Source organism: Saccharibacter sp. EH611, assembly GCF_009834765.1.
Taxonomy (GTDB): Bacteria; Pseudomonadota; Alphaproteobacteria; order Acetobacterales; family Acetobacteraceae; genus Saccharibacter.
The window spans coordinates 152,881-178,624 of record NZ_WVHP01000022.1 but is presented as its reverse complement, the minus strand read 5'-3'; the positions used below and the strand labels follow the sequence as shown (position 1 = coordinate 178,624).

The window sequence follows — 25,744 nt, the reverse complement described above, 5'->3', positions numbered from 1 at the left end:
AATCCATTTATTGGCGTTCTAAATGAACGGAAAGCGACTGTGCGAGCCGCTCCCGATCCACCTGCCCAACTTCTGTATAAGGCAGCTCACGTACCCAAATGACCGTAACGGGAGGAAGGGCGCTATAGCGCTGACGCAATCTCTTTGACAATGCTTCTCCATCAAGCTCCCCTGTGGTGATCAGAGCGCAATAGAGGGCCTGCTGGCCATCCTTACCCCACCGCACAAAAGAAGCCGCATCTTGCACAACGCTTTCTTCTTTGACCATCTGGTCAATCAGGTGAAGGTCAAACTTCCCACCACCAATGGCAACGAGATCATCCACCCGACCACAAAGATGGAGCTCCCCAATCGTTGAGATAAATCCGCGATCGCCCGGATAAAACCATCCGTCACGAAAACGCTTTTGCGTCACATCCGGTTCATTCAGATACTCCGTAACAGCCCCCGTCGCACGTACACGAATCACCCCTTTCTCCCCTTCGGGTAGAGGGTTCTCCTCTGCGTCAACAATTTGCACCCCGGCCCAAGGGAGCACACGCCCAACACTTTGGGGCCCCTCTCGCTTCGTAGCATCTATGCTAGAGAGCACACCGCACTCATCAATCCCGTACGCTACGGAGATATGAGGAGTGAGACGACTTTGTGTACGCTCCAATAACAACGGCGACAAAGCTGCTCCCACAACCGTTAAATGTAGGTGAGAGGCGCGCTTCATCCCCGGCGGTAAAGACCGTAATAGATAGTCTAAATGCACAGGGGTCAGCACGACAAACAACGCATGTCCCTGCGCAACCTCTGCCCCCATGGTTTGCTCACTCGCGATACGCACCGTCGTGCCCGCCACCAGTGCAGCCCCCACCATGAGAAAGCCACTCATCGACACAGGGCTAATGGTGCATAGCAAATGTGGCTTTTGCCCATCAGAGGCCATAAGAGCCAAGGCCTCGCCCATGTCCTGATAAACCAGCCGCAACAAAGAGGCCTCAACATCAGCGTAACTAAAGCCAAGAACATGCATATCACGATCTGTTCCCATCGCGACGGCAACGCGGCATAACGCATCCGACGCCACAGGGACGGGCGGGTAATAATCCTCAGAATGGTCATCGTCCACGCCATCAAGCACAGCACGAAACCAGCCATCATCAAGAGAGAGACGCCCTTCTTGAGCGGGAAGATCCCCATTATGAAGAATAATCAGGTCAGGCGACAAAACAGCCAGCATTTCCTGAGGCACATCAGCATCGGGAAGAGAAACAGACGCCACACCAAGACGACTCAGCACAAGAAGGAGCATCCAATGGCGCCAACTATCGACACATTGCACCGCAACCAACCGCGGCGCGAGCTCCCGCAACCCCTCTAAAGCACGTGCTAAACGACTAACCGACGCTTCAAGCTGGTCAAACCGGCACTGGCGGACAAGTCCACCTAATGCCACGACATCCCCACAACGACGGGCGTTATGGAGCACGAAACGATCGAGCACGCCTTCTCCTCACATAATAGCTGTTTCTCTAAACATTAAATGCACTGATAAAATCACCCTATCGGCCCGTTATCTCGCACATCTCGTCCCTCGCTTTCGCGTAAGTCCTTCTTCTCATTAAGGAAGTCTATCAACTTTCTTCAAGAAAAGAGAGCACTATAGACTTTATAGAGAGCTTTTTCTGTCACGTCTGGATGATAACGGCGTGCTGTGGCCACACCATGCTGTCGCATTTTTTGCCACACTATCCCCCCGTTTTCAGTCATCTCAAGGGCCAAGGCTAGTGAATCAACCACCCCCTCAAGGTCTTCTGGAGAATGCCAAAATCCATTATGGGCGGTCGCATAGTCCTCGCCGCCGCTCCCATGAAAGCCCACAACGCAGCATTCTGCTGACATCGCTTCTAAGGCTGTCATGCCCAGCGCCTCCAAGCGCCCAAGAGACAGACAAACCGTTGATTGCCCCATCGTATCCGCCACAACCTGCTCAGAAACATCTCCCAAAGCAAACCAAGGGACAGAGGTGAGAGCAGGATATTTCCGCCGCAACATCTTACGAATGAGCCGGTCATAAGGTGGCAGATGGTTCTCTCCATCCCATTTCCATCCTGCTGAAACGATGCGGGGCTTCTTTTCGCCTGCCGCAAAAAGTGCTGGGTCAATAGAGGGTTGCACCACATCAACAGCATCAATCCCCAAAACAGACTGCACGCTTCGCTTCGCCCATTGGCTTGGTACAATAATGCGCTCAACCCCCCATTGCTCGAGCTCTTCTTTAGAATGACAGTACCAAAAAAAGTAATAGGGATTTTGGCAGAAAATAACCTTCTTAGCGGGTAAAGGCGCGCGGATCACATCACCAAACCATCCGCTCAATGTTTCTGGAAAAACCGCAACATCACCACCATCTAAAGCCACATCCTGACACACTAACTCTTGCGCATTCGTCTCTTTAAGGCGCGTCGGCGGCCCTTCAGGCTGCAAGACATGCACATCAAACCCCTGCGCTTTTAGGCGCGCTGCATGATGATAGGTGGTTTTAATGCCTCCTGAGAACTGATCTTTCGGAAAGCAATTAAGAAAGACAATCCGTCCCATTGAACACCCCCCCCTTTTTGTATTCTTTACGGATGATCGACAGAACCCGTAATCGTGTTGATCACCCCATGGGGCGTTAAGATTTGAGGCAACATCGTACCGTCCTGGTGCGGTGGGTAATAAAGATAAAACGGCACGCCGTCGCGCCCATGTTTTTTCAGATAAGCCGAAATGGCCTCGTCACGATTCGTCCAGTCCCCACGTAATGTCACGATATGGTGCTGATCAAACAAAGCCCGCACAGACGGCGCCTCAAGGGCAACGCGCTCATTCACCATACAGGTAATGCACCAAGACGCTGTCATATCCACCAAAACAGGTGTGCCTTCAGCGCGTAAGGCCGCGAGCCGGCTTTCTGAAAAAGGCTCTACAGCACCGCTCTGCTTCCGGGCTATCTCCGGTGAAGGCCCCGTCTGGTCAGATGACAGCGCCATGCCCAACCCGACGCAGCTTAATATGCCACACAGCACGGCCAAACCATACGCCATACTCGTCTCAAACGCGCCGCCATCGCGCATGGCACGACGCTGCCCAAGCCCGTAAAGCCAACAGCCCAACGCCAGAAGCACCGCTCCTCCGGCTGTCACGAGCACAAAGCTCGACCCATGCTGGACACTCACCACCCACAGCAACCATACGCAGCTTGCTAAGAGAGGGAACGCAAGAAACTGTTTGAGCACTTCCATCCACGCACCCGGCCGCGGCAAGCGTGATGCGAGACCCGGCACCGTTGCGATCAGCACATAAGGGGCCGCCAAGCCAAGCCCCATCGCAAGAAACACAGCCATACCGAGCAGAACAGGCCCGGCGAGCGCTCCGGCAATGGCTACCCCCATAAAAGGAGCTGTGCAGGGTGTCGCGACCAAAACAGCTAGGAACCCTGTGAGAACATCACCACTGCGCCCTTGTGTGCGGCCCATCTGGTCTAATGTTCCCGCTAATTTCCCTGTCGTCACTTGGAAGACGCCCAGCAAATTGAGCGCAAGAACGAAAAGAAGCCAACATACCGCCACCACAAAACCAGATGACTGGAACTGAAAGCCCCATCCCGCAACCGACCCCACAGAACGCAACGCGATCATGACAGCACCAAGAGCACCAAAGCTCACCACCACACCGCACGCATAGAAAACAGCACTCTCAACCTGCTCACGCCGTCCAGCGCCGCCCATACGCGCTAGAGAGAGCGCTTTCATCGCTAATACCGGGAACACGCAGGGCATCAAATTTAAGATCACCCCTCCCAGAAGAGCAAAAAGCAGCACTTTTGCAATCCCCGGTGCCGTGAACGGCGGCGGCATTGGAGACGCAACAGGCGTGACAGGCTGGGCAAGAACCTGCATCGCGGAGCGCTCCCCCGCTTTATCCTCCAGCACCACCACACCTGAAAGCGGGACTTGCCATAATGGGGCACGCTGGCTGGCGTCCGGCAACAAGCTCAACGACACACGGCCCTTTGTGACGGTCAAATTTTGCGGAGCTGTTTGACGGATCATCCCCCCTTGAAGAGGCAGAAACCACGCATCTTTGACCATCTCTGGAGAAAGCCCGGCGCCTTCCATTTGGAGAACCCCATCAGGAAGGAGCGTCGTTTGGAAAGGAGACGTTTGAGGCAAAGACGCTTCAGCCGCATGAAAGAGTGACGCTTCTGCGCTTTCCTCATTAGAAGCTGAGGCACTACGCGGAAGAGTGAGGGTAAACTCCCCATTTTCTGGCACACAGACATCCGCGCACACCAACCAGTCCGCCGTTGCCTTTAGGGTAACAGAAGACCCGGAAGAACCAACCACATGAAGCGTCTGAGACAGCACCACAGAACCTGTATAGGCATAGGCCATCAAGCCGCCTTCATTAATCCGCTCTGGCACCGGCCATTGGAAAAGATGGCTTTCCCCTCGAGCGCCCCCACTCGCCTCAACACTCATATGCGGCGCATCGCCCGCATCTCCGGGGTTAACCCAGTAGGTATGCCAACCCGGCTGCAGTTGCAGATGAAGCCCAACCTTGATCGTCCCATCAGGGCCGATTGTGTCATGGTCTGTGATTAAACTCGCACGACTATGAGCGGTGATATGAGCGGTACTTTCTGCCGCGTTACCATGCTCACCCCCTAGTACAATGGCCACTAATGCCATCATCACGATGATAAAACGCGGCATCCCCATAAAGATTCCATTCTGTCGCTTAATATTACGTTACAAAACAGCATACAAAACTTCACCACAGACAAAAATGCCCGCTCATCAAAATGATGAACGGGCATTCCAAAACGCATGACAAAACTAACAGAAAGATTAGTGCATAATCCCCGTATGACCAATGCTATACCGGCCCGGTTGTGGCCAAACCGTCAGACCATGGGGTTCATACCCAACACGAATTTTCTTAACCGCCCCTGTTTGCGTATTGATCGCGTACACTTCGTCATCAAAACGCCCAGAAAGCCACAGCATGGAACCATCCGCACTGACATTGCCCATATCTGGGCTTCCACCACCGGGGATCGGCCATGTTTTGAGGACTTTGTCCGTCGCCATATCCACAACGGCCACGCTACCTTTGCTATGACGTGGGCCATGAATCATGTGAGAACCACGGTTAGCGACATAAAGCAGCTTCGCATCACGGCTTGGATAAAGCCCATGCGTCCCAAGTCCCGTTGGGATAAAGCCTGTTTCCTTAAACTGGTCGCCGTCAATGATAAACACGCCATCAGCATGCATATCGGCAACATAGAATTTATGCCCATTCGGAGCCGCCAGCACATCTTGTGGCATCCCCCCTTTAGAGAGCTTCAACATCCCTAAAAGCTGACGATTGACCGTATCAACCTTGGCGAGATACCGACCAAACTCACAGGTAAAGAGCGCATAACGCCCATCCGCAGAGAAGGCCGCATGGTTGATCCCGGCGCAACGAGGCGCTTCCACAGAGCCTTTGAGCGCCATGGTATGTGGGTCGCGGAAATCGAGCCGATGATGCGCTTCTGCCACCACAATGGCATTCTGCCCATCGGGGGTGAAATACATATTGTAGGGGTCATCCACGGGAACCGCCTTACCCGGCTTACCCGTCATCGGGTCGATCGGCGTGAGCGATCCATCCGTACGCTCTTCGCTGTTATTGGTCGTCCACAGCGTTTTCAAGTCCCATGATGGCACGACATGCTGAGGGGAACGCCCAACCGGGAACGTATCCACCACCTTAAATGTGCTTGGATCGATGACGGAAACACTATTGCCACGTAAATTGGGCACATAAACACGGTTCAACTGCCCAGCAACGGCTGGAGACATTTTGTCAGGCCCGCTGGCTTCACTATAAATATTGGCTGGATCAATCACCGGGGGCATTCCGGGGATTGTCTGCACGGTCGTCGCGGCCGGTTGTGCGGTGGCAGGCACCTGACCTGCCACGGTGGGAGCCGTGCTTTGTTGTGCTTGAGCATGCCCCACGCCAAACAGCGCGCAGGCTGCAAGAAGAGACGTTTTCAGCCTCATAGATGACTCCTGTTAAATGAAGAGATGGCCTCAACAGCGGCCTGCACTTGCAGATCAGTCCCAAGCCGACCAAGCTCAGCCGTTGCCTGCCGCGGGTCGCCACCATAAACCCCATCGGCAGAATGTGGTTGTGCAGCGTGGCGTAACGCCTCTTGCCGCACAAGGGAGGGGTCAACCGCGAGCATGAGCGACGTATCGCTCAGCTCTGCATGTTGCCCAACAGCATTCCCATAACCGCGCTTACGCAAAAGCTCTGCATAGTGGGTGGGAATAACCTGATAATAGTTATGCACAAATAAAACCTGTGCCCCTTGGTGCTTCCACGCCGCATTGAGCGTTGTCGCCACATGAGCGAGAGTGCGCTGATCCCCGCCATGATCGCCCAATAAAACAATCGTCTGGAACCCCTGCACACGCAAGCTCTCCGCCGCACCACGCACCACAGCTTCAAAAATATCGGGCGGGAGTGACAACGTGCCGGGAAAGCGCATATGAGAGCGGCGCGGCGTCGTGCTCCCCTCCGGCACATACGCCATCACGGGCGCAACAATAGTATGGCCTAACTGACGTGCGATGAGATCAGCCAACAGTTGAGCACGCACATTATGTTTTCCAACAGCGATATAAGGCCCGCTTTGCTCTGTCCCTCCTATAGGGATGATAGCCGTACGCGTCCCTGCTTTTTGTGCGGCTGCGATCTCCGTCCAACTGTGGCACGCAAGCTCTACCTCACGCGCCAATGCGGAGCATGTCGGTTGTGGGGACAGTGGAACAAAAGAACGTTCTGCCGCCAGACTACGCGCCCCCCCACCAATGACCATGATCATGACCAGAAAAGCACTCAGCAGAATAATACTATCTGCCTGCGCGGTCTTTGCTTCCCGTCCTGTATCGCTGGCCTTCATAACGCGTCTTATGTCCGTCTCTATCGTTACGCGCGCATGGTATTCTAGAAATGGTGTGAAAGTCTTCCCCCATTTTCTAAATGTTTCTTAGAATAGTCTTAATCCTCCCACTATACACATCTCACATTCTGCCATGTCATACTCCTCCCCTTGAAGAAGCTGCGATCCTCCCTCAGAAAGAGACTTTCTCACCATGAACGAGGCGCGTGTCTATGAGTTTACCCTTCACACCAGAGACTGAAACGATTGATAGCGCTGCGCATCTGATTCAGATCGCCCTAACGCCAGTCTTCATGCTTTCTGGGATTGGATCACTCATTAATGTGTTCAACACACGTCTCGCCCGAGTGTCCGACCATCTGGAAGACGTTACAAAACGCCTAAACACATCATCTGGTGACCAAGAAGATCACAGCAGCTCCTACGAATCCCCCCATCGCCTCCGTGTGCACCAAGTCCGTCTAAGACGGCGGATCTTTGTCTTAGACCTCGCCATTATCTTAAACGCCATGGGAGGAGCAGCGACATGCGGAGCCGCTCTTGTGCTCTTTATTGGCTCATTACGTAATAGCGCCACATCCACATGGCTTCTCAGCCTATTTGGCATTGCATTAGCCTGCACAGTAGCCGCCCTCACCGCCTTCTTTGCCGATACACTGCTAAGCTGGCACGGCATGAGGCGGGAGGGCAAAGCCTCACTGCTTAATGAGAAGACGACGTCTCCGACGAAGGCCAGCTCTTCATAATGCTTTCTTGCACAGTGCGAGGCAGGCCAACATAACCAAGCGTGTGATTGACCTCCTCACCATGCTCAAACCCCCATGCAAAGAAATCATGCACGCCCTTCCCCTCAGGGCGCAACACAGCCTCTTCGGGAATTAAGACGTAGGTTGGGGACACAATGGGCCAGCTTCCTGCCCCTGCTTGATCCAGCAAACTAACAGCATAATGGTTTTTCTCCTGCCAGTCGGCTGCCTTGGATGCTTCAGCAAAGCCTTCCAAGGATGGAGAGACAAAGTTGCCATCATGATTTTTAAGTTGGGCAATATTCAGATGGTTCTGCGACGCATAGGAATATTCAACATATCCCAAACTACCGGGTGTCTGCTTCACAAGAGCGGCAACGCCATCATTGCCACGGCCCCCTGCACCGCCTTTCCAATCCACCAGCGTGCCAGCCCCGATCTGATCGTTCCATGATGAAGAAACGCACGATAGATAAGACGTAAAGACATAACTCGTGCCAGATCCATCAGCACGATGAATGGCCGCAACATCATCATCAGGCAACGTGACCCCAGGATTCAATGCTTGAATACGAGGATCATTCCATTCCGTGATCGTGCCATCATAAAGCATGGCCAATGTGGGCCCATCAAGGCGCAGCTTTCCTTCAGGAACACCTGGCAGGTTAACAACCACCACAACCCCGCTCATCACAGACGGGAACTGGTACAGATGGTTCTTCGCAAGCTTCTCAGCCGCCATCGGCTTATCAGAAGCGCCAAAATCAATCGTCCGGGCGGACACTTGGTCTTGCCCAGCGCTTGAACCGACACTTTGATAATTCACACTCACACCCATTTGTGTCGCAACAGGCATACTCCAACTTTGATACACAGGAGCAGCAAAGCTAGAACCTGCCCCTGTAATCGTCACAGCCTGCGACGCTGCATGCGCAGAAAGCGGCGCCACGAGAGCCACAGACATAAGCGCCCAAGCGCCACGAAAACAGTTGGGCAAGACGGCGTGATTGCAGCCCATAAAGAGCTCCTCTTTTTGGAGTAGTCCTGTGTGGCTTTATAGTCTCACTACTGCTCTAAAACAATCACAACAAACAATTCGATGCTGTATTTTTTACGATGTTGAAATAGAAAAATCATGTCCTTTCACTTAACGGCAGGCGCCCAAGATGACACCTTTGCCCCACTTCAGGACCGCTCGTTCCCCCTCTCTGCTTGCTGCGAGCACAGCACTTGCAGCTCTTATCCCCCCTCTCATATCCCATCACGCCCATGCGGCGGGCTCCGCTGATGCCATCAGCGCCATGGAAAAGCAAATCCATGCCATGCAGGCGCAGCTGGCCACCATGAAAAAACACCAAGCCGCAGAAAATAAACGTATTCGTGCTGAACTCCGCGCCCAGCGTGAGCTCATTGAAGCCGATCCTTACGCCCCTCGCGCTCGCCTGACACGCAGCTCTCTCTCAACACCGTCCATACTGGCAAGCCCAACGTCGGGATCATCAAGCTCGGTTGATAGTTTCGGCATTGATAGCGCTCTTCTCTCTCCACCACGCACAGCAAGCACGCCTTACGGGGAACTCACAGCCACACCCCCTGCCCATCCCGACCTCTTTAGCCCGCTCCGCCGGGGGCAGCTCCAAATCGGTGGTATTCGCATTACCTTAGGCGGCTATCTCGAAGCGGCAACCATTTGGCGCTCCCGCTATACGGGCTCGGATATTTCCACAGGCTATAATGCCATTCCTTGGGGTAATAGTGCGCTTCATCATATGAGCGAGTTCCGCCAAACAGAGCGCCAAAGCCGCTTATCCGCTTTGGTGGAAGGTATGCTCACCAAAAATATTGAAGCCGATGCATACGTAGAGACCGACTTCCAAGGGGCTGGCTCTGCATCCAACTCACGCCAGTCGAACTCCTATGTTTTGCGCACCCGCAATGTCTATGGTGAACTCAAAGACAAAGCCGATGGGTTGTATCTCTTAGGCGGACAAAACTGGTCACTCTTGACCATGTTCAACAAAGGTATGTTCGCCCGTGATGAGCAAGTGCCTCTGGTCATTGAAGCCCAATATATTCCCGGCTTTAACTGGACGCGCAACAGCCAAATCCGCTTAGTAAAAACCTTTGGCGCGCAAGAGCGTTACGCCGTCGGCCTTTCCATCGAAAACCCCAGCGGTGTGCCTGGGGGGAAAGCCTATCTGCGCCCCGGGCAGACCAATACTGACCGTGTTTCTGGCACGAATGTGAACAATCCTGACACTTATTACGCGACCGACCCCGCCCCCGATCTCGTTGCCAAAATTGCGGCGGATCCGGGCTGGGGACATTATGAGCTCACCGGGATTATGCGCTTCTTCCGCAACCGCACCAGCACAACCGGAGAGGGCCATAACCACACCACGATCGCCGGTGGGGGTGGTGGCGGTATGGTGCTGCCTCTTATCGACAAAAAGTTCTACTTCCAAGCATCCGGCTTAGTGGGCACGGGGCTTGGCCGTTATGGCACCTCAAACCTGCCTGACTATACCTATAACCGAAATGCAGCCGTGACCCCGCTACCCGAAGCCAATGTGCTGGTTGGCTTCTATGGAGACCCCATAGCCTCGCTACGCCTTTATGCCTATGGCGGCGCTGAAACCGTCATGAGCCGTCGGGGCTTCGACGAAGGTGGCTCCCCCTACGGCTATGGCAGTCGCAACACCGTTATGAGCGGATGTTATACGGAAACATCATCCGCCTGCGGGGCATCGGGTAATGTCCGCACGGTTGCTCAAGCCACAGGTGGCTTTTGGTACACCGCCGCCAAAGGCGATTACGGCACGCTCCGCGTTGGCGGGCAATATGCACATACCTACATACAAGCGTTCTCTGGGATTGGCGGCAAACCCCATACCGATGCTGATATGGTGCTGATGTCGCTCCGTTATATGCCGTTTAACTAAACGTTTTGACATTCACTCTGAGAGGGCCATAGCGGGGTACGCTATGGCCCTTTTCGTCAGTATATGCTTCAAATGGACTTCCGTAGGATGTAACAAAGTGAAACATTATTATATCGTTATAACTCTCTCATTCGGATAAAGCTTGATGAAACGTCTTTCTCCTCTTCTCTTCCTTTATGTGCTCTTCATAGGCCTCACCCCTCAAGCACAGGCACAAACAGCAACAGCTTATTTCCATTCCACTCTTTTCGATGAAATTTTTCTAAACGATGAAGCTACATCTATCCCTCACATGACCGATGATGGTCGTGCAGGAACCATTATCCATACATGGCGCGAAAACGGTAATGCGTGGGGGTACCATGTCTATATGGTGACAGCGACTTCCGACAAAACAGAAGCACATATAAGCCCCATCTCTCTTGTCGAGATTGACGGCAAGGATAAGCTCACAGCCAGCCCCCACACAGGAGACGATGCCCTCTCTACAGCAGTCTTTGCCAGAGGAACAAAGCAAGGAGAAACAACCTCTCATCTCTATCTCATCACCGTCAGACGCCCTATGCTGGATTCCGTTCCCGATCCTAGCCCAACCACTGTCCGTATTTATCGGCTCATCCATAGCTCTCCCAAGAAAGCTGGGCACGCGACGCTGGATCGTTTCGTCCTTCAAGAGAGCATCAATGCTGGAAACAGCTCAAACACACAAGCAGTTCTCAAGGACATTGTAGGACTAACCCCTTACGAAGATATCTTTCCATATGCCTATCGGCTTCATCATCCATGACCCTCATACTACGCAGAATTTACAGAAGGATACACGCCATGAAGCATACTCTGCCATCCCTTACCCAGCTCGCTATAGCCATCCTCACCACTCTCAACCTTGGGGCACCCTGCGCATGGGCCGAAAGCGACACTGCTCCTCCACAAAGCGTCACATTTGAACCCATTTCTTTCGATGACAACAGCGCATATATCCCCAAGATGACGGAAGATGAACGTTATGGAACCGTCACACGCACGTGGCGCAGAACGGGAAAAAACCAAGGATATTACGTGTATATGGCCACGATGGACCCGGCAGACTATACCGAGGATATGGGGCCATCCAACCTCGTCCAAATTGATGGCCAAGATACACTCACAACGGACCCACAGCATGTAGGGGAGAACTCTCTCTCAACCATTATCGTTGCACGTCGAAACGAGCACAACAACACCCATAGCACAGTCTACCTCCTCAAAGCGACGCGCCATCCCCAAAAAGGCAGATCCATTACCTCTCCCCTTCCAACAACGGTCGATCTTTACGCTCTCACACACAATACTCCAGAAGGTTTCGTTGGTTTCACGCCAGATTACTTCCAAAGCGATGAGCGTAATGACATCAACATTGGCAATTTCACAAGCGCTGAAGCAGCCTTAGATGCTGTTGTGAAGAAACATCTTGATCATCAAACACTCATGCTCCTTGGTATCCCGTAAGAGACCTTCCTTCCTCACAGCCACACCCAAAGAACCGTTTGAGCATCTCCGTTTTACCCGTTAGAGAGGATCATGCATCACCGTGGAGGGACGTCATGAAGATTGCCATCATTGGCGGAGGCTATGTCGGCCTCGTCTCTGGAGCCTGCCTGGCAACCTTTGGGGCGTCTGTCACGATTGTTGACCGCGACCCCGCCCGTTTTGCACAGCTGCAAAGCGGGCATGTGCCCATTTATGAACCCGGGCTTGATGCTCTTTTCTCGCAAGAAGCCAGACGTGGTACGCTACGCTTTAGTGCGGATATGGAAACCGCGTTAGCAGAATGTAAAGCCGTCTTTATTGCCGTCGGCACCCCGACACGACGCGGCAGCGGCCATGCCGACTTGAGCTATGTTTATGCCGTCGCCCATGACATCGCCAAAATGGCCTCGCATTCTTTACTCGTCGTCACCAAATCCACCGTCCCTGTAGGAACAGGCCGCGAAGTCAGCCGTATTTTACGCGAAAATCGGCCTGATCTCAGCTTCCATATTGCTTCTAATCCCGAGTTCTTGCGTGAAGGCAACGCGATTGATGATTTTATTCGCCCTGATCGCGTTATTATTGGGCTCGACCAGCAAAGCCCCGACAAAGGAGCCCATGCCCGTGCGTTCCTGACAAAGCTCTATCATCCACTGACCACTCCCCATAACCGCCTGACCTTTATGGGGTTGGAAAGTGCCGAGCTGACCAAATATGCCGCCAACGCCTTCTTAGCGATGAAGGTGACTTTCGCCAATGAAATGGCTGATCTGTGCGAAGCAACAGGGGCCGACATTCGTGAAGTCACCCACGGCATGGGGCAAGACCCTCGCATTGGCCCCGACTTCCTCACGCCCGGCCCCGGCTATGGTGGCTCCTGCTTTCCTAAAGATACACGCGCGCTTGCCACCTCAGCCCGCAAGGCAGGCACACCAACGCAGCTGATTGACATCACGATCGCCGCCAATGAAGCGCGTAAACAACGGCTTGCTGACCGTATTTTAAGCTTGCTCGACCATCCCATTCATACGAAAATCATCGCTGTGCTGGGCCTCACCTTCAAAGCCCATACCGATGATATGCGTGACGCCCCAGCTTTAAGCATTTTGCCCGCACTACACGAAGCCGGAGCACGCCTCCAACTGTTCGACCCACAAGGAATGGACCAAGCCCGCCCGCTGCTCCCCCAAGACATCCCGTACGCGGACAGCGCTCTGAACGCGACAAAGGGAGCTGATGTTGTGCTTATTTTAACAGAATGGCCGCTCTTTAAAGAGCTCACCCCTCATCAGTTAAGCCGCACGATGAAGGGACGCCTCGTTCTGGATTATCGCGGCATTTGGGAGCCCAGAGCCTGGCGAGACGCTGGTTTTACCTATCACCGTCTAGGCTGCAAGAACGAAACGGCTTCGTAAGGAGATGGCGGAGAGACTATTATAAAGCCCCTCCGCCTATTCTCTTTTACAAACCAACAGCGCGGTTCATCACCGTGACGAACTCAGCAATACACGCCTTCTCGTCACCATCGGCAGGCAGCACGATGTCGGGTTTTTGCGGGGCTTCATAAGGGGCAGAAACGCCTGTGAAGTCTGCAATACGACCATCGCGCGCTTGTGCGTATAAGCCTTTCGGATCACGCTTTTCACACAAAGCTTGCGGAGCGTTCACGAAGACTTCGTGCCAGCCTTCCCCAATAATGCGCCGCGCAAGCGCACGATCCTCCGCTAAAGGAGAGACAAGGGCGACCAACACAATCTGCCCGGCATCCGCCAAAATTTTCGCGACATGAGCCGCACGGCGAATATTTTCATGCCGATCTTCTGGTGAAAAGCCAAGGTCAGAGCATAGACCAGAGCGCAGCGTATCGCCATCAAGGACGGTCACCGCACGTCCGGCCGCAGCGAGGCGTTCTTCTGCACCACGGGCGAGTGTGCTTTTGCCCGACCCTGGCAGGCCTGTCATCCAGAACACACCGCTCTTATGGCCCTTCAGCGCTGAACGTTCTTGTGGGCTCACGCGGCTGGCCGTAGGGTGAATCGCATGCTGTCCCTCAGCCGTTTCAGCAGGGCCTAACAAGGGGGCGCCCCCCACAATACGCTGATGACGATCCACCAGCACACCGCGCCCGTCAGGCATCCCCGGAGCAAACGCATCAAACAACACATTGTGAGAAGCCGCTAACGTGATTTCGGCAAATCCGTCAGGGGGCACTTCCTCACCGGGACGAAGGCTGAGATCATCCAAATCCACGACCGCATCAATAGAGGCAACCGTCACATCATGCTCGGCTGTTGCAAGACGCAGACGGAAGCTCTCACCAACTTGTAGCGGTTCACCACGCAGCCAGAAGAGACGCGTTTTTAAACGAGGCGCACAAAGCGGCTTCGCGGCCTCATCATGGGCAGGATAGAGCAGATCACCACGGTCTGGCACTAAATCCGGCTCTAACCGCAACGCGATAGATTCACCAGAACCTGCCACACCACGATGAGGCGCATGCCAACGACAGACCTCCGCAACCGTTGCTTCTTGGCCTTGGCTGCCAATCACCAGCCGATCGCCTTCACGCACCGTTCCGCGTTCAATACGACCGGCGACATAGCGCACGCCTTCAAAGCGATACACGTCCTGCACAGGCATACGGAATGGCAACGCCCAGCGTGACGGCGGAGCAGGAATAGCGGCCAATGCTTCCAACAAGGTGGGGCCCTGATACCACGCCGCCCGCTCTGAGCGGTTCGCGATATTATCCCCATCGCGTGCTGACGCGGGGATGACCTCTGTCACTGGAATCTCGAGCTGCCCAAGGAACGCACGCACCTCACGTTCGGTCTGAGCCAGTTTTTCCTGATCGAAATCAACCGCGTCCGCTTTGTTCATCAAAACGATGACATGACGAATGCCGATCAAGCGCAACAGCATAGCATGACGACGCGTTTGCTCCCGCACCCCTTCACCTGCATCCACCACCAAGACAGCGGCTTCTGCATCGGCCGCACCGGTAATCATATTGCGCAAAAACTGGCGATGGCCGGGCGCATCCACGATCACATAATCTCGGTTATTCAGTTGAAAAGGAATACGTGTTGAATCAACCGTTACCCCTTGGTCACGCTCAATCTGAAGAGAATCGAGCAAAAAGCTCCATTCCACAGCAAGACCACGTTTCCGGCTTACCTCAATGATCTGTGCAACCTGCCCATCTGGCAGACTGTCTGTATCATAAAGAAGGCGGCCAATGAGGGTTGATTTCCCGTGATCCACATGACCAACGATCACAATCGGTGTGCTCACCGCATGACGCCGCGGTGATGATGATAAATCTGTCATAAAATACGCCTCAACCCTTAGAGATAACCAGCCACACGAAGACGCTCAAAAGCATCCTCAGATTCATGATCCATCGCACGCCCAGCACGTTCTGACGTGCGACTATGTTCAAGCTCTTCAATCACCTCTGCGACGGTTGAGGCATGGCTCTCAATCGGGCTTGTAATGTCTTGGTCCCCCAATGACCGGTAGCGTTTACCATTCTTGGCGAAATACAGATCCACCAGCGGAATATTCTCTCGCTCAATGTACCGCCAAATATCAATTTCACGCCATGACAGAAGCGGATGAACACGCACATGCATCCCCTCTTCATAAGGTTTGGCGTATTGATCCCAAAATTCAGGTGGTTGATTGCGCACATCCCAACGATGGCCCGCCCCACGCGGGCTGAAAACGCGCTCTTTCGCCCGGGTTGCCTGCTCATCACGGCGGATTCCCGCCACAACACCACGCAGCTTTTCTTTTTCAATCAAGGAAGCCAACCCTGCTGTCTTCCGCGCAGCAGAGCGTGCAGCGGGGGGAAGGGACGGATCCATCTCTTCAACAGGGGGACAGTCCCCTAACAAAAGATCAAGGTTCCATTTTTTAACGTACTCATCCCGAAACGCATACATTTCTGGAAATTTCTTCCCAGTATCCACATGCATCACGGGAAACGGCACATGCCCCATAAACGCCTTACGCGCGAGCCAGACCATCACGTTGCTGTCTTTACCAAGAGACCATAGCAAGGCCATCGGTTTGAGCGTGCGGTAAGCCTCACGCAGGATGAAAATGCTCTGGGCCTCCAACTGGTCCAAAGCGTCCATCGCTTGCGGTTGTTCAAGGGTCGTCATGCTTATGCCTTTCGTAAAATCCTGTCCGGCGATGCGTGTTTTATGAAGGAGAAGAAACGGGGCGATGAATGCCACACTCGGTTTTCGCCTGCCCGGCCCAACGTCCAGAACGGCTGTCTTCACCCGCGCCTACCGCCCTCGTGCATGGCGCGCAGCCAATAGAAGGGTAACCCTGTGCAACGAGGGGGTGCGCAGGAAGATGATGAGACTCCATAAAAGCGAGAACCTCCTGTCGGCTCCATCCCGCCAACGGGTTGAGCTTTACGCGGCCATCGTCCTGCGGTTCCACCACAGGTAGAGCGGTGCGCGTCGATGCTTGATTACGCTTCCGCCCAGTGATCCACACATCAAACTCTGGCAGCACGACATCCAAGGGTTCTACCTTACGCAGCGCGCAACATGCATCGGGGTCAAAATCAGCGAGCTGATCGTGAGGATCACGCGCCTCTAACGCTGGCCGCTGAGGTGATAAAATGCGGACATCACGCAACCCCAGCGCCTGGGTTAATGTCTCACGATAAGCCAATGTCTCGGGAAAATGACGTAACGTATCAAGGAAGAAGACAGGAATTGTCGCATCATACTGAGCGACCTGCGCTAATAGAACGGCAGACTCCGCTCCAAAAGACGACACAACAGCCACACGTCCTCGCAATGTATCTGCCACATAACGCAACACATGCTGTGTTGTTTGTGCGGCATTACCGCTTGCTTCCACTTCTCTAAGAGCGGCTAACTCCTGTGTTGAAAGCGCCATAGACTCCTGTCCTTTCGCTTCTACGCTTCCTTAGGCCTAGACCCTTATTCTCTATTTATCAATGTTCTTTTATAAAATAACGATGTATTATCGTTTAATTTTCATCCTTTCCTTCCTCTCTCCTCAAGATGGGCCTATCATCACAGAACAAGAGCCCCTATACTGTCTTGTCATTTCGGGAATTGTGATCGCAGAGAGTATAGCGCCTCTAGCAAGTATTATGCTCAAGCGTCCAACATTGGGAGTTCATGCGTGAAGAAGCGTCCTATCCTGTCCGCCCTCCCTCTTTATGGGCATATATTCGCTCTTAGCTTACTGAGCGCACTCACGGTGAGTGCCCCTCAGGTTCACGCAGCGTCTGCCACCCGCTCCTCCGTCTTTTCTGGCGACGAGCTTGACCTCAGCGCACCCTGTGCCTCTGTTCATTTAAAAGTAGATCCCGCACTGAAAACAGGACTGTCTCTCGATGAGGCAACCAACAGAGCAACAGTCGTCCATACAACAAAAGACGGTGCCGAACAGAGCGTGCATGTCGCTTTGCCCAGCTGCCGGCAACATCTTCCGCTCTTCCTGCGCCTAGCCCCCGGTACCACACTCACCCTGCATGATAGCCCCCTTGCGACCATTAAGATCACGGGGACGCTCTCCACATTAGAAAGCAACCTCACAGATGCCACTTTAGAGATTGACCATGTGCAATCGCTGGATCTCTCTCTTCGTGGCACATCATCTGTGTATATTCATCAGCTCGATCGCGCTGCTGAAATTCTCATCGCAGAACAAGCCCGTTTGCATGTTGATCAAGCTTTCCTCACCGCTTTATCGGCACAAATGAGTGGGTCAAGCCAACTCTCTATTGCACAAGGGCAAATCGACACATTGTCCCTTATGATGGCAGACCAGTCGAACGCCTCTATCATGGCCCAGCTTGGCACTGCGAACACCTCCACACGCGACAATTCTTCCCTCACGCTTGGTCATATTACCAATAGCCTCAATCAATCGGGGAATGGCCATATCCACCAAACAACGAACGCTGAACAAGCTGCAGCCGCCGCACCAGCTCCAGCAAGCCCCGATGCGCCTACACCCAATAAACCAGATGGTTCAGCTCAGGGGTTAGGTACAGCCCAACCTATCCCTAGCCCGCAGGTTTCTACACAAGAAGCTCCCCATCTGCACCCGGTGCCATCCTCTCATCCATCACCAAAAGCTCCAACACCGCCTGTGGCTGCGCCATCACTGACACCCCCTCAGAAAGCACCATCCTCTGCCCCGCCCGTCTCCCAGACTGACGGTGCCGCTCAGGGGCTAAACAATGCACCACCACTCTCTAACGCACCGTCACCCCCAAAGACGCAGACGGCTCCTTCTCTATCCACAGAACATAAAAGTCCGTCTGTCACTTCCCACCCACATATAACGCCATGAGGCAGCTCTCTTACATGGCGACCGCGCGTAACAAACCGTAAGAGAGGGCTAGCGTGTGAACATCTTTCTATCTCCCTTCGTCCATCTTGGACGCAGCACTCTTTCCATCCTACAACGGGTCGGCAGCATCACGCTTTTTGGTCTGAAAGGACTCTCTGGGATTGTCCGCCCGCCTTTTTACGCCGCTATCTTTGGGCGAACATTGGTCGAAATTGGGTTTCTCTCACTCCCTGTTGTCGCCTTAACGGCAATCTTCTCCGGCGGGGTCATTGCGCTGCAATCTTATAGTGGTTTTCGCCATTATCACGCAGAAAATGCCGTGGCGAATATTGTGGTTCTTTCCATCACGCGAGAGCTTGGCCCCGTTTTAGCCGGTCTCATGGTTGCAGGCCGTGTCGGGGCGGCGTTATCAGCCCAAATTGGCACGATGCGGGTGACAGACCAGATTGATGCGCTGCGCACTCTATCCACTGACCCGATGAAATATCTGGTCACACCACGCCTTCTTGCAGCGATTGTTGCGTTGCCTTTCTTGGTACTCATCGCGGATATTCTCGGTGTTTTTGGCGGCTTTACCGTAGCGATCGGAAAGCTGGGCTTTACACCAGAAAGCTATATGAACGGCACGCTAGCCTCTCTTAACGCGATGGATGTGAGCGTTGGGCTTATTAAAGCGGCTGTCTTTGGCTTTCTCATTGCTCTGCTAGGCTGCTATCATGGCTACCACAGCAAAGGTGGGGCTGAAGGTGTGGGCGCGGCGGCAACAGCCACTGTGGTGGCCGCTTCTATCCTTCTTCTGACCTTTGATTATCTCCTCACTGATCTTTTCTTTACTACCTAATCCTCCCTGTCTCTGAGCGCTTTTATGACCCAACAGCCCCGCATCCGCATTCGTGGCCTTAAAAAATCGTTTGGCTCTAAGGTCGTCCTTGATGGGGTTGATCTGGACGTCGAAACGGGCACATCCATGGTCATCATTGGGGGCTCTGGCACGGGAAAGTCCGTCCTCTTGCGGTGCATTCTCGGCCTTATTGAGCCTGACGCCGGCACAATCGAGATTGATGGTGTCGATGTTTTGCGTGCCAAGCCACACCATCAACATCAAATCCGTCAAAATATCGGGATGCTGTTCCAAAATGCCGCTCTGTTCGACAGTATGAGTGTGCTTGATAATGTGATGTTCGGCCTACGTGCTAAACGCCGCGCTCAATCCAAGCCTCTCCTGCGTTCCGAAATGCAGCCCGAAGCCCTCACACTTCTCTCCCAAGTTGGGCTTGATGAAGCCGTCGGCGCTCTCAGCCCATCAGAGCTGTCTGGTGGGATGCAAAAACGCGTCGGCCTCGCGCGAGCGATTGCTAGCCATCCCGATATTCTCTTCTTCGACGAGCCCACCACTGGCCTTGATCCTATCATGGGAGCCGTGATTGACGGGCTTATCGCAGACTGTGTCAGTCACCTTGGGTCTACAGCCATTGCCATTACCCATGATATGGCTTCCGCCCAGCGGATCGGCAATCGAGCCGCCATGCTCTATCAAGGCAAGCTCATTTGGCAGGGCCAAGCCTCTGAGCTCATGCATTCAGGCAACCCGATTGTTGACCAATTCACTCATGGGCGGCGTGAAGGGCCCATCAAGACTGAACATCCCCTTTAAGGGTTAAAGCTATGGCCAAAAAACCCACAACCACGTTCATCTGCCAATCCTGCCACGCCCGTACCAGTAAATGGGCCGGACGTTGTGAACAATGTGGAGAGTGGAACACGCTGGAAGAAGAGACCGTCAGCGCCACACCTAACCGCACCTCCTCCAAAAAAGCAGGACGCCTCGTCACAACGCGGCTGGACGGCAAGGTTCAACCCCCGGAGCGCATTGATACCAGCATCACTGAACTGAACCGTGTGCTGGGCGGGGGTATTGTCCCCGGTTCTGCCGTGCTGGTTGGTGGAGACCCCGGGATTGGGAAATCCACCCTCATGCTGCAAATGACCTGTGCCTTAGCGCGCTCTCAGCACCCTGTACTCTACGTATCGGGAGAGGAGGCGATTGACCAAATCCGCCTACGGGCCCAACGCCTTGAGCTCGACCAGAACCCGCACGCTCTTGATAGTCTCGACCTCGCAGCATCCATCAATGTGGCTGATATTGCCGCCACATTGGAAGAACGACGCGCTCATAAAGTCGTGGTCATCGATTCAATCCAAACCATGTGGCTTGAAGATGTCGCCAGCGCCCCCGGTTCTGTCTCACAAGTACGTCATTGCGCTTTTGAGCTGATCCGCTTGGCCAAGACAGTGGGCTTCTCACTCGTTCTCATTGGTCATGTCACCAAAGAGGGCGCGTTAGCAGGCCCACGCGTGTTAGAGCATATGGTGGATGCCGTGCTCTATTTTGAAGGCGATCGTGGCCATCAATTCCGTATCCTTCGGGGGGCTAAGAACCGCTTTGGCGCAACGGATGAAATCGGTGTGTTTGCCATGACCGATACAGGCCTGCGTGAAGTGCCCAACCCTTCAGCCCTCTTCTTAGCAGAACGACGCGGCAATATTGCAGGCTCCGCCGTGTTTGCGGGCCTTGAGGGCACACGGCCCGTCCTGCTGGAAGTCCAAGTGCTGCTCTCTGCTAAATCAGGCGATGGCGCGGCTCGCCGTGCTGTTTTAGGGTGGGATAGTTCACGTCTCAGCATGATCTTGGCCGTGTTAGAAGCACGATGCGGGCTCAAACTCGGCTCTATGGATGTGCATCTGAATGTCACGGGGGGGCTCAAGATCTCTGAACCGGCAGCCGACCTCGCCGTCGCCGCGGCCCTCATCTCCGCCGCGACTGGGCAACCCACGGCCGCAAATTCCGCTTATTTTGGGGAAATTGGCCTCTCTGGTGAAGTGCGGCAAGTGCCCCAAGCCGAACTCCGCCTGAAAGAGATTGGCAAGCTGGGCTTTCAACAAGCCGTCGTGCCGCGCCATGTCGGCAATGCCAATGCCCGGCCCAAGCCCCCCAAGGGACTCGCCTTACAAGAAACAGGCCATCTCAGTGACTTGGTTGAGCGTTTCGCCGCTCCAGAGAAAGACTCCTAAGGCGCACATAGTCACGCAGGGTCATCAAGGAAGCGGATCGGCCTTTGCCCGCGTGTCAGGTCACGCAACCACGTTGTGACGGCCTCGCACTCAGCAACGGGGACACCCAACACCATCTCCGCCCCTTCTGCGTCAAACTCACAGGAAAGCGTTTCGACCTGCCAACCGGGCAGTTTGGCTTCTACCTCACTGTAAATATGGAACGGGCAATGAAAGCCAAGCCTTGTGCGTTCAATATGTTCGCTCTTACTCGCCTCCCGCAAACACGCCGCTGCAGCGCCGCCATAGGCACGGACAAGCCCACCCGCTCCGAGCTTCACACCGCCAAACCAACGCGTGACGACCACCATCACACCATCAAAATCCTGCCCCTCAATGGCCGATAAAATGGGCCGTCCTGCTGTGCCAGACGGCTCCCCGTCATCACTCGCACGAAAGCGCCCTCCGGCTTTAAACGCCCAGCAATTATGCGTTGCATCCGGCACGGCAACCTCACTGAGGAAAGCAAGCGCTCCGGCCTCATCAGCCACCGGCGCCGCCCGCGTGCGGAAGACGCTGTGGCGGATAACGCTTTCATGTTCTGCAATGCCATCAAGTGTCCAAGTCATGGTCATTATTGTGCCGAAAAAAAAGGATTCTGTCAGCTCTCAGTAAACATCGCTCATCATTAAAACAGGGATAGAAAAAAACATCCTAGAAGAGTATGGGTCATAACTATGCTCTCGGATCTGACAAACAGGCTCAATGCCTTCTGCGCCCGCCACGCTTTCCTCGTCGTGGTTCTGTTCGTCCTCCTCTGCACAGGAGCGGGATGGCTCAGCATGAACCAGCTCGGTATCACCACCGAGACAGACAAGCTTTTTGCTGATTCACTGCCTTGGAAGCAGCGCAACACAGCCCTTGAGCACCAATTCCCGGGGGAAAAGGGCACCTTAGTCGCCATTATTGATGCCGCTACCCCAGAGGAAGGCCGTGAGACAGCCCATCAGCTCGCCCTCTCTCTGCAGGCCGATAAAGCGCATTTTGTCTCTGTTACCGAACCAGACGCAAATCCGTACTATACCCGCAATGGTCTCCTCTTTTTAGACACTGACACGCTTGAGCCTGTCTTGGATTCCACCATTGCTGCACAGCCATTTCTCGGCTCCTTAGCCGCTGATCCTTCGGCTCGTGGCCTTTTTAGTACGTTCGGGCTCATGGCTATGGGCCTTCAACATGGCCAAGAACTGCCCGCAAGCTTTGCAAGCGCTCTTGGCACCATGGCCACCACATTAGACCATGCGTCACGCGGGGACGCACAACCGCTCTCATGGCAGACCATGCTGGCTGGTAAGCTTCAAGAAATGGGCGGGCATTATCAGTTTGTGGTCACTAAACCGCGTGTTGATTTTTCCTCATTTGAACCATCCGCTGCTTCTACAGAGGCCATGCGCGCTGCTTTTAACCAGCTCCCAACGGTGAAAGCAAAACGCGCCTCTGCTCTGATTACGGGAGAAGCCAAACTGAATGATGAGGAGTTCTCAACCGTTGCGAGCGGCATGGTTTTGGGTCTCATCCTCTCTCTCGCCCTCGTCACCCTTTGGCTCGTTCTCGCTGTGCGCTCTTGGCGGATGATTGTGCCGATCTTGCTGACCCTTATCTCAGGATTGCTTCTCACCACGGGCTTCGCAGCTGTTGCGGTCGGCACGCTTAATCTGATTTCCGTCGCGTTTGCCATTCTCTTTGTCGGAATTGCGGTGGACTTTGCCATTCAATATGGCGTCCGTTTCCGCAGCCAAGAAAACCACGATGGCCGCCCTCTTTCTGCTCATGACGCCATTGAGCGAACCGGAAAAGAAAGTGGTGGGCAGATCTTTATCGCAGCACTCGCCACCGCTACGGGCTTTATGGGCTTCACCCCCACCAGCTTTGTTGGCGTCGCGCAGCTTGGCCTGATTGCCGGGGCTGGGATGATCATCGCCTTCTTCTGCACGTTGAGCCTGTTGCCTGCGCTCCTGACCTTATTGGGTGCGCAACCTGTTGCCCGTAAACGTGCCACATCCCGTCTGCTGCCCGTTGATCTGTTCTTACGGCGGCATCGTCGTCCATTATTAGGCGTCTTTGCACTCTTGGGCCTCACAGGCTTAGGGCTTACGCCTTTCTTGTCGTTCGACTCAGACCCGTTGCATACCAAAAACCCCAATACAGAAGGGATGAAGGCGCTCACGCTGTTAGAGGCTAATCCTCTCACCACCCCTTATAATGCACAGGTATTGGTGGCAGACAAAGAAACAGCTGAGAAACAAGCGAAAGCCTTTAGTGCCCTTCCAAGTGTGCATGATGTCCTATGGCTTGGTGCGCTCGTCCCTGAAGACCAAAACACGAAGTTTCAGCTCTTGCATGATGCGGCTGATATTTTGCTCCCCACCCTCACCGTTCCCCATCCTGCTGCCCCGCCTTCTGCGCAAGAACTTCGTGATGCCGCACATGCAACAAGCCAGCGTTTAGGTGCCCTAAGCGACAAAGCGCTTACCCCACCATTACGCACGTTGCGCGAGGCTCTTGAGCGTCTTTCACAGGCACCAGATGCAACGGTTATGGCAGCAAATGCCGCTTTAACACGCTTTCTGCCAGACGAGCTTTCACAGCTTCGCACAGTGCTGACCCCATCACCCGTTGGGCTAAACGATATTCCTGACGATATTCGCGCCAATTATCTCTCCCCTGATGGGCATTATCGCTTGGTCATCCACCCAAAAGGGCAAATGTCTAACCCCGAAACACTCCATCGCTTTATTACAGAGCTTCGCACCGTAAACCCTACCATTGCGGGCCCTGCTTTGGAGATTACGGAGAGTGCGCACACCATTACGCATGCCTTCCTGATTGCAGCATTATGCGCCATCATCGGTATTGCACTTATTTTATTGGTAACACTCCGCCGGTTGGTCGATAGTCTCCTCGTCCTCATCCCCTTAATTCTCTCGTCCTTACTCACCGTCATCTTAATTGTGGCGATACCAGAACCGCTGAATTACGCGAATATTATCGCTCTGCCGCTCCTCCTTGGCGTCGGCGTGTCGTTTAATATTTATTTTGTCATGAATTGGCGTGCAGGGATCCGCCATCCATTGGCCTCCCCAACCGCACGAGCCGTGCTCTTTTCAGCCCTGACAACAGGTTCCGCCTTTGGGTCGCTTGCTTTGTCAGCCCATCCGGGAACAGCCAGCATGGGGCGGCTTCTCCTATTATCACTCGGCTGCACATTGCTATGCTCGTTGTTCTTCATCCCGGTTTTGCTGCCAACATCGTCACAGCAAGACAGCGAGTAACCCCTCATGAGCGGGCAACAAGCCCGCTCATTTACTATCCCGTTCTGCCGATAAACCGTTCAGCGAGGCAGAGGCCTTTTCCCAAGCTCTTCCAGCTAAACATCGCTCAATGCATGGGAACACATGTATGAGGCACGTTCCCTCAAAGTAGTCGAGCCATTTCCATCTTGATCTCTTCAGTAATATAACGGTGATGTTTCAGCACACGAAGACGGTCTTCCACATCTCTTTTCCTTTGAGGAACGCTTTCTTCTGCCCCAGCCGTCCAACGGCCTGAAAGACGCTCAAGATAGCGCCTTAAAGACCGACATTTCTCGATCATCACACGATAAAGACGCTGGCACCTACCATCTCCCTCTTTGAGATCAATAGAGACCGCCACCCCTCCTGAAACCACGCCAGACCATGCAAGATTTTCTATGTGAGGGAGCTCAAGATAATCACGAAGCGTCGTAAATTTAGGGGATAAAATGCCAAATTCCACCAAATACGACAAAGGCGTAAAAAGAGCTTCCAAAAACCTCATGGCCTGTTCTTGCCACATGTTAGGGACATGACCATCTCCACCAGCCGTATAAAACCGAGCAAATAACTTTTCTCTCATTGTATGAATATCGTCGTTCTGGAATGCATCCAAAAACATTGTCGTCCTTCCTGACGTCTAAAAATACCTGTGCGTGGGATAGAGATGTATCTTGTCAACAATAGGATTTTCCTCCCATCATCAGGGATGAAATGTGTGAAGGAAAACAAGGCGTAACAAACGTCTGGCTTAAATATAGTCTCCATGTGGACAACCAAACAGCCAAGGCA

General features: G+C 53.8%; 21 protein-coding genes. 10 read left to right on the top strand and 11 right to left on the bottom strand.

What is annotated here, in order from left to right:
• Positions 1-7 precede the first annotated feature (7 nt).
• The 5 genes from GS535_RS11300 to GS535_RS08015 all read right to left on the bottom strand — a co-directional run bounded on the left by GS535_RS11300 (position 8) and on the right by GS535_RS08015 (position 6,994).
• Entirely contained in the window at positions 8-1,492 is a 1,485-nt protein-coding gene (locus GS535_RS11300) for a class I adenylate-forming enzyme family protein (RefSeq protein ID WP_160791873.1), read from the bottom strand.
• 140 nt (positions 1,493-1,632) lie between these two features.
• Complete coding sequence (locus GS535_RS08030) at positions 1,633-2,589, bottom strand: glycosyltransferase family 4 protein (protein ID WP_160791872.1); 957 nt, start codon at positions 2,587-2,589, stop codon at positions 1,633-1,635.
• A gap of 26 nt (positions 2,590-2,615) precedes the next feature.
• On the bottom strand, positions 2,616-4,754 hold the full coding sequence (locus GS535_RS08025; RefSeq protein WP_255428542.1) for a protein-disulfide reductase DsbD: 2,139 nt from the start codon (positions 4,752-4,754) through the stop codon (positions 2,616-2,618).
• A 129-nt stretch (positions 4,755-4,883) separates the two neighbouring features.
• Entirely contained in the window at positions 4,884-6,089 is a 1,206-nt protein-coding gene (locus GS535_RS08020; protein WP_160791871.1) for a YncE family protein, read from the bottom strand.
• Positions 6,086-6,994, bottom strand: coding sequence for a creatininase family protein (locus GS535_RS08015; protein ID WP_160799190.1), 909 nt, complete (start codon positions 6,992-6,994; stop codon positions 6,086-6,088). Before GS535_RS08015 ends, GS535_RS08020 begins: the two co-directional genes overlap by 4 nt.
• 212 nt (positions 6,995-7,206) lie before the next feature.
• On the opposite strand from GS535_RS08015, the gene GS535_RS08010 reads away from it, so the two are divergent.
• Complete coding sequence (locus GS535_RS08010; RefSeq protein WP_160791869.1) at positions 7,207-7,740, top strand: DUF2721 domain-containing protein; 534 nt, start codon at positions 7,207-7,209, stop codon at positions 7,738-7,740.
• On the opposite strand, the gene pstS is transcribed toward GS535_RS08010, so the two are convergent.
• Positions 7,697-8,758 (bottom strand): phosphate ABC transporter substrate-binding protein PstS, encoded by a 1,062-nt coding sequence (gene pstS, locus GS535_RS08005; protein WP_160791868.1) that lies wholly within the window; start codon positions 8,756-8,758, stop codon positions 7,697-7,699. The genes GS535_RS08010 and pstS overlap by 44 nt on opposite strands.
• A gap of 148 nt (positions 8,759-8,906) precedes the next feature.
• Here pstS and GS535_RS08000 point away from each other — a divergent pair, with 148 nt between their 5' ends.
• The 4 genes from GS535_RS08000 (at position 8,907) to GS535_RS07985 (ending at position 13,606) form a co-directional block, all read left to right on the top strand.
• Entirely contained in the window at positions 8,907-10,682 is a 1,776-nt protein-coding gene (locus GS535_RS08000; RefSeq protein WP_237442246.1) for a hypothetical protein, read from the top strand.
• Between the two features lie 145 nt (positions 10,683-10,827).
• Positions 10,828-11,469, top strand: a complete 642-nt coding sequence (locus GS535_RS07995; protein ID WP_160791867.1) for a hypothetical protein — start codon at positions 10,828-10,830, stop codon at positions 11,467-11,469.
• Between the two features lie 38 nt (positions 11,470-11,507).
• The gene (locus GS535_RS07990) at positions 11,508-12,170 is read left to right on the top strand and encodes a hypothetical protein (RefSeq protein ID WP_160791866.1); all 663 of its coding nucleotides are present in this window, start codon (positions 11,508-11,510) and stop codon (positions 12,168-12,170) included.
• 95 nt (positions 12,171-12,265) lie between these two features.
• Positions 12,266-13,606, top strand: a complete 1,341-nt coding sequence (locus tag GS535_RS07985; RefSeq protein WP_160791865.1) for a UDP-glucose/GDP-mannose dehydrogenase family protein — start codon at positions 12,266-12,268, stop codon at positions 13,604-13,606.
• Between the two features lie 46 nt (positions 13,607-13,652).
• Here the strand turns inward: GS535_RS07985 and cysC are convergent, their stop codons facing one another.
• The 3 genes from cysC to GS535_RS07970 form a co-directional block, all read right to left on the bottom strand.
• Entirely contained in the window at positions 13,653-15,521 is a 1,869-nt protein-coding gene (gene cysC / locus GS535_RS07980) for an adenylyl-sulfate kinase (protein WP_160791864.1), read from the bottom strand.
• A gap of 17 nt (positions 15,522-15,538) precedes the next feature.
• Positions 15,539-16,333: a sulfate adenylyltransferase subunit CysD gene (cysD, locus tag GS535_RS07975; protein ID WP_160791958.1), complete on the bottom strand. Its 795-nt coding sequence runs from the start codon at positions 16,331-16,333 to the stop codon at positions 15,539-15,541.
• A gap of 67 nt (positions 16,334-16,400) precedes the next feature.
• Positions 16,401-17,117, bottom strand: coding sequence for a phosphoadenylyl-sulfate reductase (locus GS535_RS07970; RefSeq protein WP_160791863.1), 717 nt, complete (start codon positions 17,115-17,117; stop codon positions 16,401-16,403).
• A 252-nt stretch (positions 17,118-17,369) separates the two neighbouring features.
• Here GS535_RS07970 and GS535_RS07965 point away from each other — a divergent pair, with 252 nt between their 5' ends.
• From GS535_RS07965 to radA, 4 genes are read left to right on the top strand one after another with little or no spacing between them, the layout of a single operon-like run.
• Positions 17,370-18,548, top strand: coding sequence for a hypothetical protein (locus GS535_RS07965; RefSeq protein ID WP_160791862.1), 1,179 nt, complete (start codon positions 17,370-17,372; stop codon positions 18,546-18,548).
• A gap of 55 nt (positions 18,549-18,603) precedes the next feature.
• Complete coding sequence (locus GS535_RS07960; protein ID WP_160791861.1) at positions 18,604-19,389, top strand: ABC transporter permease; 786 nt, start codon at positions 18,604-18,606, stop codon at positions 19,387-19,389.
• Positions 19,390-19,413: 24 nt separating this feature from the next.
• Complete coding sequence (locus tag GS535_RS07955; protein ID WP_160791860.1) at positions 19,414-20,202, top strand: ABC transporter ATP-binding protein; 789 nt, start codon at positions 19,414-19,416, stop codon at positions 20,200-20,202.
• Positions 20,203-20,213: 11 nt separating this feature from the next.
• Positions 20,214-21,620, top strand: a complete 1,407-nt coding sequence (gene radA / locus GS535_RS07950) for a DNA repair protein RadA (protein WP_160791859.1) — start codon at positions 20,214-20,216, stop codon at positions 21,618-21,620.
• An 11-nt stretch (positions 21,621-21,631) separates the two neighbouring features.
• Here the strand turns inward: radA and GS535_RS07945 are convergent, their stop codons facing one another.
• Positions 21,632-22,234: a YigZ family protein gene (locus tag GS535_RS07945; protein ID WP_202401578.1), complete on the bottom strand. Its 603-nt coding sequence runs from the start codon at positions 22,232-22,234 to the stop codon at positions 21,632-21,634.
• 102 nt (positions 22,235-22,336) lie between these two features.
• Here GS535_RS07945 and GS535_RS07940 point away from each other — a divergent pair, with 102 nt between their 5' ends.
• On the top strand, positions 22,337-24,931 hold the full coding sequence (locus GS535_RS07940) for an MMPL family transporter (protein WP_160791858.1): 2,595 nt from the start codon (positions 22,337-22,339) through the stop codon (positions 24,929-24,931).
• 142 nt (positions 24,932-25,073) lie between these two features.
• On the opposite strand, the gene GS535_RS07935 is transcribed toward GS535_RS07940, so the two are convergent.
• Positions 25,074-25,574: a hypothetical protein gene (locus GS535_RS07935; protein ID WP_160791857.1), complete on the bottom strand. Its 501-nt coding sequence runs from the start codon at positions 25,572-25,574 to the stop codon at positions 25,074-25,076.
• Positions 25,575-25,744: the final 170 nt, after the last annotated feature.